The sequence below is a fragment of the Sphaerisporangium sp. NPDC004334 genome (assembly GCF_053602655.1).
Map to the genome: position 1 here is coordinate 1 of NZ_JBSGDZ010000005.1, position 15,687 is coordinate 15,687.

Consider the following 15,687-nt stretch of genomic DNA (forward strand, 5'->3'; position numbering starts at 1 on the left):
CGGGGTGCTGGAGGCGCGGATCGCCACCGGCGCGATGGTGCCCGCTCCGCGCGACTGAGCGCCGGCCGGCCGCCGTGCTCCGGGAACGCTCGGGCCCGCCGGAGCGGGCCGCGCGGACCGGTGGCAGGAACCTTAAGCGCGTCTCACAGAAATGACGCAGGCGGTCCCCACATCCCCCGAGATGAGGACGCAGTCCTCCACGTAGTTGATCCCGCTACCGGGATGTGCCAGGCGCGCCTTCTTCCAGCTCTCGTTGAAGGAATTCCCACTGTCCAGCCCGTTCAGAATCTTGACTCCGTTGTCGATGAGCCCGCATATGGTGCTCGCCACGGTCTCCACCGGTTTCGCTCCAGGTACGTACGACAGGAAGCTGGTGGCCTGGCAGATCCCTGGAGTCGTCAGGTCGGACTTCTTGTAGATGCCGGAGGCGAACCATGACTGCACCGCAGAGTAATAGGTCGTGCACGTTCTGCGCCGCTCGCTCTTCTTGCAGTTGGGATCCGCCGGCTTGGCTCCACAGTAGTCCGACCGGGGGTTCAGCATGCACCAGTAGATGGCGTCCGCGAGTTTCCCGCATTCGGCCAGATTGTTCGCCTCTTTTATGCAGTCCATTTGGACTACGCCCGCGGAGAAGCAGTCGCCCAGCGAGCCCTTCACCTTGGTGAAGCACCGGATCGTGTCGTTCGCCACCTCGTTACAGACGGCGGCATCGAAGTTGAATCCGTTGCGTCCGCCCAGCCCGGACAGGCTGCCCTGGTAGGCGCACACGGAATACACTTCCCGGACGACCGTGCACTGCTTGACGTCACCGCTGTTCCGGCCGTCGGAACGACAGCGTCCGTACGCCACGGACGCCCCGACACACGTGCCATGAGCGTTCGTGTACCGGTGCATGCAGTCGCGATATTGGGAACTGCTCTCTATGCAGACCGAGCGGGCGATCTTGCTATTCGCCCGGCACGCGTTATAAGCGTCTACGGAGCCACCGCAGAGACCGGCCCCCGCCAATGAGAGACATGCCTCCTTGACTCCCTTGCCTTCGCAGTTGCGCTGACCGCTTCCACCCAGCCGGCAGGCGACATAGGAAGTGGCGCCCTGGGCACAGGCCTTCGTCTCGCCCTTGGCGTTGAACCCGTCCCTGCAGTCGGCATTGAATTTCTTGGACTCGTTGTTGAGCTTTTTCTCCGCATTGCAGTTAAGGCCGTTCTTGTTCTTGAACCCCTGCTTCTTGCATGCGTCGTACTCCTGCTTCTTGGTCTTCGTGGTCTTGGTCTTCTTCGCCGTCTTGACGGTCTTCTTGGTGGTCTTCTTCGCCGCGTGGCCGTCCGGGTCCACGTTGGCGAGCGGATTGGCGTTGGCGTAGATGTAGCGGTTGAGCTGAACGGAAGGGTCGGCGGGGAGGGACATGGTGTCGCGGGAGACGAAGCTTCCCGTGGACGGCTGATACCAGCGGGCCGCCATGTTGACCTTCTTGGTGGTCGGGTCCGTGTAGCCGCCTTGGTAGCCGAGATCGTGGGTCGCGCCGCTCTGCGCGATGACCTCTCCGAAGGGGTTGTAGGCGATGGAGTCGAGCAGTGCGGCGCCGTTGGCCGAGAACGCGCCGACCAGGTCGCCGTGCAGGTCGCTGAACGCCAGCTGTGCGCTGCCCGTGTCCGCCAGGCTGACCGTGCGCCCGTACGGGTCGCGGCCGTAGGCGGCCTTCTTACGGTTGTCGCCGTCCGTGACGGCGATGATGTCGTCGCCCACACCGTCGTAGGCGAACCTGGTGGTGGTCCCGTTCTCCGAACGGGTGGAGACCCGGTCCAGGGCGTCGTAGTCGTAGGTGACCGTGTCGTCCTGGATCAGCCGGTCGAAGGCGTCGGACTTGGTGATCCGCACCCGTCCGTCGGAGGTCTCGGCCAGCGTGCCGCGGGCCGTGTAGGTGAAGGTGGCTCCGTCGCCGGAGGTGAGGCGGTTTCGCTGGTCGTAGGTGTAGACCTTGTCGTCCACGCGGATCCGGTTGCCGGCGGCGTCCCACCCGTAGGTCGTGGTCTTGCCGTCGGTGCCCGTCCAGGAGGTGAGCCGGTCGGCCCAGTCGTAGGTGTATCTGTTGGTGCCCGCGCCCGCGGTGCCCGCCGTGGTCTTCGACGTCACGTTGTCGTCGATGTCGTAGTCATAGGCGATTGAGGCGATGGGCGCGCCCTGGTCGGTCTTCAGCTCATCCTTGACCAGCCGGTTGAGCGGGTCGTAGCCGTAGGTGCGGCGGGCGCCGCCCGCGCCGTAGGACATGCTGGTCAGCCGCGATGCCTGGTCGTAGCCGTAGCCGATGGTCGTGTTGGAGACCGGGTCGGTCATCTGGCTGAGCCGGTCCGCCGCGTCCCAGGTGAAGGACGCCACGCCGTTGACGTCGGTGCGCTGGACCAGGCGGTTGGAGCCGTCGTATGCGTAGGCGCTGACGTCGTTGCCCGATGTGCTGCTCTTCAGCAGCAGGCCGCGGTCGTTGAGGCTGAAGGACAGCTCGTCGGCGCCGAGCAGCCGGCCGGCGAGGTCGTAGGTGTAGTTCTTGTCCTCGGTGGCCACCTCGGCCCCGCTGCCGGCCTGCTTGACCAGGCGGTTGAGTTCGTCGAAGGTCCGCTGGATCTTCACCCCGCCCGGCAGCAGGCCGCCTACCTGGTTTCCTCCAGCGTCGTAGACGGCGGTGAAGGTACGGTCGGCCGGGCTGGGGTGTGCGGGCGTGCTCGGCTCGATCACCGATTCCGGCAGGCCGAGGGGGTTGTAGGTGGTGTAGGTGGCGTTGCCCCGTCCGTCCGTGGCCCGGGTCTGCAGGCCGGAGGCGTCGTAGCCGAACGAGGTCGTGATCGTCTCGCTCGCCGAGACCGGCTCCCGCTGCTCGACCAGGCGGCCAAGCGCGTCGTAGGTCCTGGTGGAGGTGTGCCCGGAGGCGGTGGTCCGGCTGGTCGGGTTGCCGGCCGCGTCGTAGCCGAAGCGACGGGTGCGCAGCACGGCTCCGGAGGCGTCCACGTCGGCCGTCGCGGTCTGACGTCCGGCGAGGTCGTAGGCCGCCGTGGTGGCGACGCCGAGCGGATTGGTCGTGCGGGTCGGCCGTCCGGCCAGGTCGTAGGCGAACGTGGTGCGGTCGCCCGCCGCGTCCGTGTACGAGGTCAGCTCGTCGAGCGCGTTGTAGGCACGCGTTGTGCTGTCGCCGGTCGGCCGGATGGCCTTGAGGAGATTGTCAGCGTCGTCGTATTCGAGCTTCGTGACGTACGCGGCCGTGGTGGGCCTGCGCTCCAACGTGGTGAAGGTGATCTGACGCCCGAGGTCGTCGTAGGTCGCCTCCATCCGCGCGCCCGTCGGATCGGTGAGCGACAACGCCTCGTCGTTCAGGTCGTAGGTGTAGGTCCAGGCGCCCGCGGCCGCGCCGCCCGCGGCGGGGTCGACGACCTGCACCTTCCGGCCGAGCGCGTCGTAACGGGCGGTGGTGGTGTTGCCTCGCGCGTCGGTCGACGATATCTGCTGGCCCGCCTTGTCGTAGGTGGCGGTGACGGTCGGAGTGATCGGCTGGCCACCCGGCGGGGTGTAGGACGGCGAAGTGTGGGAGACCTGTCGTCCGGCCCGGTCGAACGCCGAACTGCTTCTGCGTCCTTCCGGATCGACGAGGTGCGTCTGCTCGCCGAAGGTGTTGTAGCCGATGCGGGACACCGGCTGGGCGGCTTGCGGGCCGGCGCCGGCGCGCTCGACCGCGACCTTCGGCTGGGTCATCTCCACCGGGTTGCCGAACTCGTCATAGCGGATCGTGGTGGTGTAGTCGGCCGCCGTCGCGCCCTCCTGGTTGCCGCGGGGGTCGGTGATGGCGGTGACCAGGCCGCGATCGTCGACCCGCATGGTGCTGACCAGATCTTGGTCGTCGTTGCGCGTCGTGACCCTGATCGGCTGGTTGGCGGCGTCGTAGGCGTAATCGGTGACCTCGACGCGATCGCTGCCCGCGGCGCCCTGCGCAACCTTGACCACCAGGTCGTTGTCGTCGTAGGTGAGGGTCTCGGTGCGGGCGAGCCCGGCCGGATCGGAGACCTGGCCGATACGCCGCCCCCTGGCGTCGTAGGTGACCTCCACCCGCAGCAGGCCGCCGTCGAGCACCTGGGCGGTCAGGCGTCCTGACGGGTCATAGGTGCTGGACTCCAGCACCACGTCCCGACCGGTCGTCGAGCCGTTGAGCTTCGCCCCCTTGGCGGTGACCTGTGCGGTGAGGTCGTCGTTGAAGTAGGTGTAGGCCGTCGTGCGCCCCATGGCGTCCGTCTCCGACGCCAGCCGCCCGGCCGGGTCGTAGGCGTAGGACTCCAGCACGACATCCGTGGCCGGCTGCGGCGCGACCGGGCTGCCCGTCCAGCCCTTGAGCGTTGTGGTCGCGTGCTCGCCGCGCGCGGTGTAGGCGTAGGCGTACCTGGCGCCGACGGCGTCGGTGACGCTCACCTTCCGCCCCATGACGTCATACCCGTAGGTCTCGACCCCGCCCTCCGGCTCGGTGGACGTGGCCAGCCGCCCGAAGCCGTCGAAGGTGGAGGTCGTGACCCGGGCGGCGTCACCACCGGTGAGGTCGGCCACCGTCGTGGTCAGGACATTGTCGTCCCAGTCGTAGGTGAGCGTCTTCCTCGCCGTGTGGGTGACCCCGGTGATCTCGTTCTTCACCCCAGGGGACGTGACCGAGGCGACCCGGCCCTGGGCGTCGTAGGCGGTGGTCGTCGTCACCCCGTCGGGGAAGGCGGACGACACCCTCGTCTCACCGGTGACCCGGCCCAGGGAATCATAGGTGTATGTGGTCACCAGGCCCGTGGGTCCGGTGACCTTGGCCAGGTCACCCGCCGCCGTGTACGCGTAGGTGGTCTGGTTCTTCTTGGCGTCGCGGTACCTCTTCACCAGGCCGGGAGGCGTGGTACCGCCGCCGACGGCGGCCTCGGTGCCGTCGGTGTAGTCCCAGTCCTCCCCGATCACGGTCGGGGTCCCGTGCCCGCCGGGGACGGTCTTGCCGGTGACCTCGCCGAAGGCGTTGAACGACCAGCGCCAGGCGTAGGTGTCGTCCAGGTAGCTGGACGAGCGGGCGTCGTGGAAGCTGCGCATCTGGTCGTTGCGCGGGTCGAACGGATCGGCCGGCTCCTCGTAGCCGAACCATTCCCAGTAGCAGGTGGTCCCCATGCGGCAGCGGTTACGGCCGATCATGTTGCCCCGCGCGTTGTGCAGCGTCTCCTCCACGTTGCCGTTGGGGTCGAGCGTCTTGGCGGGGAATCCGCCGGTGTCGTACTCGACGGTGGCCGTCTTGCCCAGCTGATCGGTGCGGGACATGACGCGGTAGTCGCGCAGGGCGTCACCGACGTAGGTGATGGTGCCGCCCAGCGGATCGGTCACGGTGGTCTTGCTCGTCGACTGGGTGTCGGAGATGGCGTTGATCTCCTGGGCGGAGAGCTTCCAGGTGCCGCCGTCGTCGTCGGTGTGCGTGAGCAGGCGTCCGCCGTCGGTCGCGTAAGTGTTCTCGGCCACCACCCGGCCCTCCGGGCTGACCACCTTGACGATCTGCGGCTGCGTGATCTTGGCGGCGACGTGCTCCGCGATCCGCGGCAGGCCGAGCGCGTTGCGGTAGACGGCGACCTCGTCGATGTCGCCGGCGAAGGGGAACGGGCCCGGGGAGGAGACCGTCGCCGGCCAGCTGCCACCGGCGTAGCCGTATCCGATCCTGGCGTCCCACTGGCCCGCGTGGGTGATGGTCCCGGTCCGCGTGCCGACGACGGCGCCGTCGAGATACAGGGTCTGGGTGTTGGTGGCGCCCTCCAGCACCACGTGGTGCCAGGTGTTGTCGTTGACGGCCTTGGTGCTGGTGATGGGGTTGGCCGTGCCGGTCCAGAACTGGCCGCGTAGCTTGCCGTCGGTACCGACGTAGATGGCCGGCGTGTACGACGTGGGGGATCCCGCGGAGTTCTGGTAGCCCACCACGGTGCCCGATGCGGCGGTCTTGAACCATGCCTCCACCGCCAGGTCACCGCCCTTGCCGCTGATCGTGGCGGGCGGCAGGGACACGTACGCCGAGTTGGCGGTGCCCTTGAACCGCATGGCGGTGTTGCCGCTGCCGTCCAGCGCGCCGAGCATCCGCAGAGTGGCGTCCGCGGAGCCGCCGGCGATCTTGGCGTCGCTGGCGCCACCGTCCCAGCCCACCGAGCTCACGATCTTGGAGCCGATCGCGCCCGACGAGTCGTTCAGCCGCCAGTAGCCCACCGGGCCGCCGTCGATCGCCTGGCTCTGGTAGCGCGACGGCGTGCCGTAGCTGTAGGCCGTGCAGGCGGACGAGGTGCCGGGCGGGCACGCCTTGGTCAGTTTGTCGCCGTCGTAGGCGTAGGTCCAGGTCATCGGCGCGCCGTTCACCGGGTCGGTGGAAACCGCGGTGACGTGGTTGCCGGTCCAGGTGAAGAACAGGGAACGGCCGCCCGTGGCGGTGGCCCTGGCCAGCCTGCCGTTCGTGCCGTACACCAGGTCCTGGGTACGGCCGCGGTGGTCGCTCACCTTGGTCAGCCGGCCGCCGGCGTCGAACCAGTACGAGGTGGCCGACTTGTCCATCAGACGCCAGCCGCCGCCCGGGAGCGCCGAGAGCGTGGCGTACACGCCGGAGGGCGAGGCGTATGTGCCGTCCCCCTTGGCCGCGAACCGCAACTGACGGCCGTCCGGGTGGGTGATCAGCAGGGTCTTGGTGGCCGGCTCGGAAGTGAGCTTGGTGTCCCAGCGGGTCGACCACCCCAGGCCGAACGCGCCGTCGGTGCGCGGGTCGAGGCTGTTGTAGGTGCGCCGCACCGACAGGGGCAGGCCGACGGCCGCCACCTCCAGGTCGGTCTCGGTGTGGGTGTAGTTGCCCACCTCGGGGTTGAACTCCCGGTCCTCCACGCCCGAGGCGAGGAAGGAGTTGATCGTGGCCTGCTCCGGCACGACCGTGAAGGACCGCCAGGAGGAGGTGACGGTGGCATCCTGGAAGGTCGCCATGGCGTACCACCAGTAGGTCTTGCCCCAGGCCAGTTTCCCCGCGGGCACCGTCCAGTTGTCGGACGTCGTCCAGGAGGGCGAGCTCTCACACCACGCCCAGGAAGTGCCCGGCGTGCCGGAGCAGACCTGGAACCAGTAGGAGGCGATGCCGCCCGCCCACGGATCGGCGTGCGCGGCCAGCACCGGCGTGAGGGTGCCCACCTGGGTGTTGTTGATCGGCGAAAAGACCGACGCGAACGGCAGTGCGTAGTTCGCCGCCGCCGTCGAGATCGTCGCGTACTGCCAGGCCGACCACGCCGTGGTGGTCGAGCCGTCGGTACCGGCGGCCCGCCAGCGGATCTTCCATCCGTCGTTCAGCTTTCCCGCGGGGATCGTCACCACCGAGGGCGAGCCGGCGTTCACCGTGCTCCCCGCGCCGGACCAGATCGTTCCGCTGCCCTGGCTCGTCGCCGCCGGGTCGTGCTCGATCTCGAACCGCGCCGAGACGGTGCCGCCGTCGGCGTCGCTCACCACCGCGCTCAGCGTGGGAGTCGTCTTGTAGTAATAGGTGGTGTTGTCCTTGATCGCCTTCGGTCCGCCGTTGATGGTGCCCAGAACCGGCGGGTAGCTGTAGGTGATGGAGAGCTCCGGCGGGTCCCCCTCGTAGCTTTCCGCCGAGTAGATCAGGCAGGAGAAACAGTCGGTGAGCGCGAAGCCGTAATTGGGCGCGCCCGCCGCCCACGCCTGGACGATGCTCTTGACGTTCACGTTGGCCGTGCCGGTGCCGTCGGCCCAGACGGCGCCCTCACTGGTGTAGCTCGGCTGGGTGCGCCAGGTCGTGCTGTTTCCCCAGGACGAGGTCACCCGGCTGATCTGCGCATCGATGTACTTGAAGCTGGAGTCGTAATCGTGGGTCAGGGTGAGCGTGGCGGATGAGATCGTGGCGCCGTTGACGTTGGCCCCGGAGAAGTTGATGAAGGACCTGGCCTCCTCGCCGTATCCGGCGTTCGACACGTACAGCAATGACGACCCGCCATAGGAGGAGCTCGGCGAACTGCTGATCACGTACGTGTCCGTGGTGGCCCACAGCGAGAAGGTCGGGTCGACCACCATCGGATAGACGGCGTCCGGGGCGTTGAGGAACGCCGCGTCCGGGGCGAGCGACAGCTTCTGGCGGCCATTGCCGTCCGCCGTGAGCCTGGTCTCGATCCTGCCGGGGGTCACGGCGCGGGCCGGCAGGCCGGCGGGGTGCGCCTTCTTGTCCCGGCCCGCGTTCTTGGCCCGCGTTCCGTCGATGACGAACGGCTCCGGCGCCGCGGCGACGATGTCCCCATCGGCGCCCTTGACCTCCAGACGCCCGTTCTTCCCCTTGCCGAGGGTGAGTCCCTGGCCCTCGACGCCGATCTCCACGCGTAGCGGGTCCACCGGCTTCTTCCTGAGCACGATGTCCTCGCTGAACCCTCGGGGAGTCATCGTCAGCACGAGGTCGGCGTTCGGCCCCGCGGCGTCAACGTACGTCGCGGTGTTGCCCTTGACCACCGGCTTCGGCAGCGCGGTGGGCCACGTCAGTTCGAGTGACCTGCCGCCGGAGTGGCGCAGCCGCACCATCGGGGTGCCGGCGCCGCCCGCGGAGAACTCCACGTCGGCCACCGCGACCTTGGCGCGCAGCACACCGTCGGCCGGCACGAGGCCGGTGTCGACATCGAGCCACCCGCCCGATCGCCGGACACGGGCCGCGCCGCTGCTGATCTCGGCGGTGAACGTGCCATCGGGATTGGCGAAGACCAGAGTGGACTCGGTGGTCTCCCCGGAGATAGGCACCCGCTTGCCGGTCTCCCTGGCCTTGAGGGATGCCGACGCACGCTCGGTCGGCCGGGCCGGCGGATCCGGTGGTGTGGCCACCTGTTCCGTCGGCGGCGGCTGCTTCAGGCCTCCCGTCGCCGGCTTCCCGGTGCCGGCATGCCGAACCTCCAGGGGCAGGGTGCCGGGAGGTCGTCGGTCACTCTGCTTGGCACGAGGACCGCCGGGGACGGATGCGACGCCTCCGGTGGCCCGCGTCGCCTCCGAGCCCACCGAGTGGGAAAGCCCCCGGACGGACCTGGAGTTCTGCACCGGGATCTCCGTCGCCGCCCCCGTGCCCGGGGAACGGGGAATGTCCAGCCGGATGACCACCGGATCCGCCGCCGCCGGGAGGGACTGCAGTTGCAGTAATCCCGGCACCGCGGCCAGCGCCACCAGGAGACGGCGAGCCCTTGAGAGACTCGCACGATGGAACGACGGAACCCCTGATCGACGCATGCGCCACTACCCTTCGAACATTCGAGAACGAAGGAAGCCGGCCCCCGAGACCTCTCCCCCGTCTGGTCGATCCGCGTAGTGGGAGGTCCTGGCACCGCCGTTTCGCGCCACCCGTCGGCGTGCTGATCTCCCGCGCACTCAAGATGCCAACGAACCATCACCTTGTACATGTCGTAATGTGCACGGCATTTGTCGATTTCTGCACAATCCGGTGGGGCGGGGAAGCGTTGCCCTCCGGTACCGCCGGACCATCTCAGGCGGCCTTCTCGGCGCGCCACCAGGCGAGGGTCTCCTTGAGCGCCTGGTCCGCCGGGGTCGGCGCGACGCCGAAGGTGGACTCGAAGGCCGAGCAGTCCAGGACGAACGGCCGGACGAACTGGTGGCGGATCTCCTCCATCTCGCGCAGGAACGGGACGAACAGCCCCCGTGCAACGGCTGGATCGGCGCCGACATCTGGGCCGGCAACGCCATCTTCACCAAGGCGGCGATCAGCCAGGAGAAGGACTACTGGTTCAGCGGTAACAACATCGTGGAGAGCCGGACCACCGAGACCCGCGGCTTCACCTGCCTGACCGCCGCCTTCGCCCGCCCGGTGCGGACCTGCTCCATCCACACCGATCCGAACGACGGCAACGCCCATGCCCAGGCGGCGGCGATCGCGAGCAAGTTCTCCGCCGACATCGACCAGCGGCACTACATCCTGGCCGGCGACTTCAACGCCACCCCCGGCCGGCACCTGCAGCGGATGTACGCCCCCGGTGGGGGGCGGCGGCAAGTTCTGCGAGGTGGCCTGGCAGCAGCCCAACAAGGGGGAGCCGACGCACGGCGAGGGCAAGCTGGACTACATCTTCGCCAACCAGGGCCGCTTCGATGCGCAGATGACGTCGAGGGTCGTCCACGGCGGCACCTGTTCCAGCGCCGGCGGCGGCGACTGCTCCGACCACAAGCTGCTGTACGGCGAGGTGACGCTGCTCGGGTGACCCCCGCTCGGGTGCGGCCGGCGCGGTGCCGCACCCGGGAGGTGTCCGGAAGGGCTAACGGCCGGACAGTTCCGGCGTCCTGGCGGGTTCGGTGGAACCGGACAGTTCGGTGAGGACGTCGGCGAGCCGGTCGACGGCCCAGTTGAGGTCCTCCTCCGACACCACCAGCGGCGGCGCGAGGCGGATCGTGGAGCCGTGGGTGTCCTTGGCCAGCACTCCGCGCCGCATGAGCGCCTCGCAGACCTCGCGCCCGGTGGCGATGGAGGGGTCGATGTCCACCCCGGCCCACAGCCCGCGTCCCCGCACCGCGACGACGCCGTGGCCGCCCTCGCCGGCGGGCCCGATGAGGGCGCGCAGCCGCTCGTGCAGGAGCGCGCCGAGCTCGCGCGCCCGCGCCTGGTACTCGCCCGTCTTCAGCAGGTCAAGGACGGCGCCGCCGACCGCGCAGGCCAGCGGGTTGCCGCCGAACGTCGAGCCGTGCTGCCCCGGCTTGATCACCCCGAGGACGGAGGCGTCCGCGACGACGGCGGACACCGGGACGACGCCGCCGCCGAGCGCCTTGCCCAGCACGTACATATCCGGGACCACGCCCTCGTGCTCGCAGGCGAAGGTGTCGCCGGTGCGGCCGAGGCCCGACTGGATCTCGTCGGCGATGAACAGCACGTTGTTCTCGGTGCAGATCTCCCTGACCCGGGTGAGGTAGCCGGCCGGGGGCACCAGCACGCCCGCCTCGCCCTGGATGGGTTCGAGCAGCACCGCGACCGTGTCGGGGGTGATCGCCTCGCGGACCGCCTCGGCGGAGCCGTACTCCACGGTCGTGAAGCCGGGCGTCGCGGGGCCGAAGCCGTCGCGGGCGTCGGGGTCGGTCGAGAAGCTGACGATCGTCGTTGTGCGGCCGTGGAAGTTGCCGGCCATGACGATGATCTCGGCCCGGCCGGGGGCGACGCCCTTGACCTCGTACCCCCACTTGCGGGCGACCTTGACCGCGGTCTCGACGGCCTCGGCGCCGGTGTTCATCGGCAGGACCATGTCCTTGCCGCACAGGTCGGCGAGGCCCGCGCAGAAGTCGGCGAACCGGTCGTGGAAGAAGGCGCGGCTGGTCAGCGTCACCCGCTGGAGCTGCTCCTGGGCGGCGTTGAGGATCGCCGGGTTGCCGTGGCCGAAGTTGAGGGAGGAGTAGCCGGCCAGGCAGTCGAGGTAGCGCCTGCCCTCCACGTCGGTCACCCACGCGCCGCGCGCCTCGCTGACCACGACGGGCAGCGGGTGGTAGTTGTGCGCGCTGCGCCGCTCGCTCAGCTCGATGATCTCGTCGGTGGTGCTCATACGCGGATCTCCAGGGTGCAGCACTTCGGACCGCCGCCGGCCTTGCGCAGTTCGCTGAGGTCGACGGGGATGACATTGAGGCCGCGGCGCTTCAACTCAAGGGCCAGTTCGCCGGCCTCGACGTTGATCACCACGTTGTGCCCATCGCTGACGGCGTTGAGGCCGAGCACCGCCGCGTCCTCCGCCGAGGCGAGCACGGCGTCGGGGAACATGTGGCGGAGCACCTCGCGGCTGCCCGCCGAGAACGCCCCCGGGTAGTAGGCCACGTTGCGCCCGTCGATCGGGAACAGCGCCGTGTCCAGGTGGTAGTAGCGGGGGTCGACGAGCTGGAGGGTCACCACGGGGCGGCCGAGGAACTCCTGGGCCTGCTTGTGCGCGGTGATGGCGGTGCGGAAGCCGGTGCCGGCCAGGATCACCTCGTCGAGGGTGAGGAAGTCGCCCTCGCCCTCGTTGGTCTCGGTGGGCTCCATGGCCGTCGCGAAACCGTTGTCGGTGAACCAGCGCAGGTAGGCGGGGCCTTCGGCGGCGCGCTCGGCGTTCGCGAACCGCGCCCCGTACACCCGCCCGCCGACCACCAGGGCCCCGTTGGCGGCGAACACCATGTCCGGCAGGCCGTCGATCGGGTCGATCAGGCTGACCTTGTGCCCCAGTTCCTCATAGGCGTCCTTCAACCCCTCCCACTGGCGCACGGCGGTGGCGGCGTCGGCGCCGGCCTCGGGGTCCATCCAAGGGTTGATCGCGTACTCGACCGCGAAGTGGTCGGGACGACACATGAGGTAGTGCCGGCTGTGCGCCATCTATCACTCCGTCGGGAAAACGGCTGGTCAGGGATGGCATCAGCCTAGAAACGACGATCGCCGTGAACCAGGTGCGGAGCTTGCGCGCCCGCGTCGATCGGTTGCGTGCTCGGGCCGGTTCGCGGCGATCCGTTGCGGCGATCCGCGTGCTCCGTTTTAGATCCCCTCTCCGTTCCGTCCTCCGGGGCCTGCTATGTTTCGCCGCCGTGTCGGCACGATGTCGGTGGTGTGACCTCGCGCGGGCCGTCCTGGCGCTGCGGTCACGTCCACGACCGCATGGCCGGCGGGCGGCGGTCCGCTGAGCGGACCGGGACGTCGCTCCGCCGCCCGGCCCGGACGAGGATGTGTCGACGATAGGCAGGTAGGGGTGAGTGCCGGACATCGGTGGGGGAAGCCTGATGCGTCGTCGATCTCGTATATCCGTGTTCGCGGCCGGCCGTTCGGTCACGGTCAGCTTTCTGATCGTTCTCGTGTCGCTCTGCCTTCTGGCCACGTCATGTCCGGGCGAGGACTCCGCGGGAGGCGCGAACGCCACGGAGACCGAGCAGGGGCAGGTCCAGAAACCGAAGAAGAGCAAGAAGCCCAAGGGGCCGGTCTGCCCGCAGCCGGGGCCGCTCACGCGGTCCCAGCTCCCCGACTTCCCGTCGGCGGACGGGGTCAGTGTGATCACGCAGAACCCCTGCGTCAGCATCGCGGGCCTGGCGGAAGAGGTCGTCGGTTTCATCCCCGAAGGGGAGGAGTCGAAGAAGTTCGAACAGTTCCGGGGTGGGCTCGAACGGTTCATCTCCCGGGTGAACGCGGTCAACGACGCGGCGGAGTGCGCCTATGAGACCGACCACCTGGCGGTCGGGGTGTACCACCACGACGCCACCCCGTGGTCGATCGGCATGGTCGCGGTCGTCCGGGGGGACATCGACGCGCTGGTCGACAGCGGAGTCTGCTGGCTGCTGAAGAGGTTGCCGTTCGACGTCCCCACGCAGGTCGCGCCCGAGGAGATGAGCCCCGCGTTCTGCGCCGAGGCCGTCACCAGGAGAGTCAAGGGTGAGCGCTTCACGATCCTGTGGATCGGCTCGTCGAACGTCATGTGCGGGAGCCTCGCCACCCTGTACACCGGCACCTCATAGGCACCCCGGCCCGCCGGACGACGGTCAGGAGGACTGCGGCATCGCGTCGCGGGCGTGCGGGGTGTCGATCAGGCGGGACAGCACGATCGCGCTCTTGGTCCGGATGACGAACGGCTCGGCGGCCACCCGTTCGATGACCTGCTCGACGTGCCGGACGTCCTTGGCGCGGATGTGCAGCAGGGCGTCGGCCTCGCCGGTGATCGTGCAGGCGGAGATCACCTCGGGGTGGCGGGAGACGGCCAGGCCGATCTCGGCGGGGGAGGTCTTGCCCCGGCAGAACAGCTCCACGTACGCCTCGGTGGTCCAGCCCAGGGCGGACGGCTCGACGCGGGCGGTGAAGCCGGTGATGGCGCCGCTGCTCAGCAGCCGGTCGATGCGCCGCTTGACCGCGGGGGCCGAAAGGCCGATCTGATGCCCGATTTCGGCATAGGTCGACCGGGCGTCCTCGACCAGGGCCCCCACGATCGCTCGATCAAGCGCGTCCAACTCCACGGAGACCTGTATACAGCCGGACCGTATTCCGCACACAGTCCGGGGTCACTCCAATCTTTAAGTGACACCAAGTTTGGTGTTACTGTGCTCGACATGATTCACGCCAGAGGTCTCCGCAGGACCTACACCTCCAAGGCCGCCACGGTGGACGCCGTGCGCGGCGTCGACCTCGACGTCTCCCCGGGCGAGATCGTCGGCTTCCTCGGCCCGAACGGCGCGGGCAAGACCACGACCCTCCGGATGCTCACCACGCTGCTGCGCCCCACCGGCGGCACGGCCACCGTGGCCGGCCGCGACCTGCTCACCGAGCCCGCCGAGGTCAGGCGGCGCATCGGCTACGTCCCCCAGGGCGGCACCGTGGGCCCCGCCTCGCGGGTCGGCGACGAGCTGCGGCTGCAGGCGCGGCTGTACGGAATGAACGCGGCGGCCGCCCGGTCACGGGTGGAGGCGCTGCTCGGCCGGCTGGAGCTGGCCGGCATGGACGCCCGTCCCGCCGCGTCGCTCTCGGGCGGTCAGCGGCGGCGCGTCGACATCGCGATGGGGCTCCTCCACGAGCCCGCGCTGCTGTTCCTGGACGAGCCGACCACCGGCCTGGACCCGCAGAGCAGGGCCGGCCTGTGGGATCACGTCAGGCGCCTGCGCGCCGAGCACGGCCTGACGGTGTTCCTGTCCACCCACTACCTGGAGGAGGCGGACGCGCTGTGCGACCGCGTCCTGATCATCGACGGCGGGCGCATCGTCCGCGAGGGCGCGCCCGCGGCGCTGAAGGCCGAGATCGGCCCCGGGGCGACGCTCGACGAGGTCTTCCTCGCCGTCACCGGCCGCGCGCTGCGCGAACAGGGGGCCGCCGCGTGACCGGCCTCATCCTCGCCCGGCACTACGTGCGCGAGGTCATGCGCACCAAGCTCGCCCTGGTCTTCGGCGCGCTGCAGCCGGTGCTGTACCTGGTGCTGTTCGGCCCGCTGTTCGCCCGCAGCGGCGTCGGCTCGTGGGAGGTGCTCGTCCCGGGCCTGCTGGTGCAGCTCGGGCTGCTGAGCGCCGGTATGAGCGGGTTCGGCGTGGTCTTCGACCAGCGCGCGGGGGTGCTCGAACGACTGCGCGTCACGCCCGCGAGCCGCATGTCGCTGCTGCTCGGCCGGGTGCTGAAAGACGTCCTGGTGCTGCTGGTCCAGGCCGTCGCGCTGGTCACCCTCGGATGGGCCTTCGGGCTGCGCGCGCCGCTGCCGGGCGTGCTGCTCGGCCTGACGCTCATGCTGCTGCTCGCGGCCGGTCTGTCGGCGTTGTCGTACGCGCTCGCGCTGACGCTGCACCCCGACCTGTTCGCGCCGATCATGAGCACCGTCCTGGTGCCGCTGCTGCTGCTGTCGGGGGCGCTGCTGCCCATGTCGCTGGCGCCGGCGTGGCTGGACGCGCTGTCGCGGCTCACCCCGTTCCGCTACGCCGTGGAGGGGCTGCGCGCGTGCTTCGCCGGGTCCTACACCTCGGGCGCCGCGCTGCTCGGCGCGGGCGTGACGGCGCTGTTCACGATCGTGTGCCTCATCGTCGGCACCCGGCGCTTCCAGGCCGAGAACGCCTGACCGCACCGCCCGATCCGCGACCGGGCCGGGAACATCCGGCCCGCGGCCGGGCCGAAGACGCTCGGCCCACTGCCGGGCCGAGGGCGCCTCAGCCCGTTGCCGGGCCGGAAACGCCCGGCCCATG

At 69.5% G+C, this 15,687-nt stretch carries 10 protein-coding genes; 4 read left to right on the forward strand and 6 right to left on the reverse strand.

Going from position 1 to position 15,687, the window contains the following annotated elements; all coding sequences use genetic code 11:
- Positions 1-132: 132 nt before the first annotated feature.
- The 3 genes from ACWEN6_RS07235 to ACWEN6_RS07245 all read right to left on the reverse strand — a co-directional run bounded on the left by ACWEN6_RS07235 (position 133) and on the right by ACWEN6_RS07245 (position 9,951).
- Positions 133-8,793, reverse strand: coding sequence for a DNRLRE domain-containing protein (locus ACWEN6_RS07235; RefSeq protein ID WP_452569383.1), 8,661 nt, complete (start codon positions 8,791-8,793; stop codon positions 133-135).
- A gap of 730 nt (positions 8,794-9,523) precedes the next feature.
- Positions 9,524-9,667 (reverse strand): hypothetical protein, encoded by a 144-nt coding sequence (locus tag ACWEN6_RS07240; protein WP_452569384.1) that lies wholly within the window; start codon positions 9,665-9,667, stop codon positions 9,524-9,526.
- A 107-nt stretch (positions 9,668-9,774) separates the two neighbouring features.
- Positions 9,775-9,951 carry a hypothetical protein gene (locus ACWEN6_RS07245; RefSeq protein WP_452569385.1) on the reverse strand — a complete coding sequence of 59 codons (177 nt, stop codon included), beginning with the start codon at positions 9,949-9,951 and terminating at the stop codon, positions 9,775-9,777.
- Positions 9,952-10,055: 104 nt separating this feature from the next.
- Between ACWEN6_RS07245 and ACWEN6_RS07250 the strand changes: the two genes are divergently transcribed.
- Positions 10,056-10,250, forward strand: a complete 195-nt coding sequence (locus ACWEN6_RS07250; RefSeq protein ID WP_452569386.1) for a hypothetical protein — start codon at positions 10,056-10,058, stop codon at positions 10,248-10,250.
- Positions 10,251-10,304: 54 nt separating this feature from the next.
- Here the strand turns inward: ACWEN6_RS07250 and rocD are convergent, their stop codons facing one another.
- Together rocD and ddaH are read right to left on the reverse strand one after the other, a co-directional pair.
- Positions 10,305-11,573 carry an ornithine--oxo-acid transaminase gene (gene rocD, locus ACWEN6_RS07255; RefSeq protein ID WP_452569387.1) on the reverse strand — a complete coding sequence of 423 codons (1,269 nt, stop codon included), beginning with the start codon at positions 11,571-11,573 and terminating at the stop codon, positions 10,305-10,307.
- Positions 11,570-12,370 (reverse strand): dimethylargininase, encoded by an 801-nt coding sequence (gene ddaH / locus ACWEN6_RS07260; RefSeq protein ID WP_354834804.1) that lies wholly within the window; start codon positions 12,368-12,370, stop codon positions 11,570-11,572. Before ddaH ends, rocD begins: the two co-directional genes overlap by 4 nt.
- 470 nt (positions 12,371-12,840) lie before the next feature.
- Between ddaH and ACWEN6_RS07265 the strand changes: the two genes are divergently transcribed.
- On the forward strand, positions 12,841-13,494 hold the full coding sequence (locus ACWEN6_RS07265; RefSeq protein WP_452569388.1) for a hypothetical protein: 654 nt from the start codon (positions 12,841-12,843) through the stop codon (positions 13,492-13,494).
- A gap of 24 nt (positions 13,495-13,518) precedes the next feature.
- Here ACWEN6_RS07265 and ACWEN6_RS07270 read toward each other — a convergent pair whose 3' ends face one another.
- On the reverse strand, positions 13,519-13,986 hold the full coding sequence (locus tag ACWEN6_RS07270; RefSeq protein ID WP_354834798.1) for an Lrp/AsnC family transcriptional regulator: 468 nt from the start codon (positions 13,984-13,986) through the stop codon (positions 13,519-13,521).
- Positions 13,987-14,079: 93 nt separating this feature from the next.
- Here ACWEN6_RS07270 and ACWEN6_RS07275 point away from each other — a divergent pair, with 93 nt between their 5' ends.
- The gene (locus ACWEN6_RS07275; RefSeq protein WP_452569389.1) at positions 14,080-14,841 is read left to right on the forward strand and encodes an ABC transporter ATP-binding protein; all 762 of its coding nucleotides are present in this window, start codon (positions 14,080-14,082) and stop codon (positions 14,839-14,841) included.
- A complete protein-coding gene (locus ACWEN6_RS07280) occupies positions 14,838-15,563 on the forward strand; it encodes an ABC transporter permease (protein WP_452569390.1) in 726 nt (241 codons plus the stop codon). Before ACWEN6_RS07275 ends, ACWEN6_RS07280 begins: the two co-directional genes overlap by 4 nt.
- The last annotated feature ends 124 nt before the right edge of the window (positions 15,564-15,687 follow it).

Bases quoted from the DNA above. Each gene is read 5' to 3' on its own strand.
- rocD (WP_452569387.1), bottom strand. From the start codon at position 11,573: ATGAGCACCACCGACGAGATCATCGAGCTGAGCGAGCGGCGCAGCGCG.
- ddaH (WP_354834804.1), bottom strand. From the start codon at position 12,370: ATGGCGCACAGCCGGCACTACCTCATGTGTCGTCCCGACCACTTCGCG.
- ACWEN6_RS07240 (WP_452569384.1), bottom strand. From the start codon at position 9,667: ATGGAGGAGATCCGCCACCAGTTCGTCCGGCCGTTCGTCCTGGACTGC.
- ACWEN6_RS07275 (WP_452569389.1), top strand. From the start codon at position 14,080: ATGATTCACGCCAGAGGTCTCCGCAGGACCTACACCTCCAAGGCCGCC.
- ACWEN6_RS07245 (WP_452569385.1), bottom strand. From the start codon at position 9,951: ATGTCGGCGGAGAACTTGCTCGCGATCGCCGCCGCCTGGGCATGGGCG.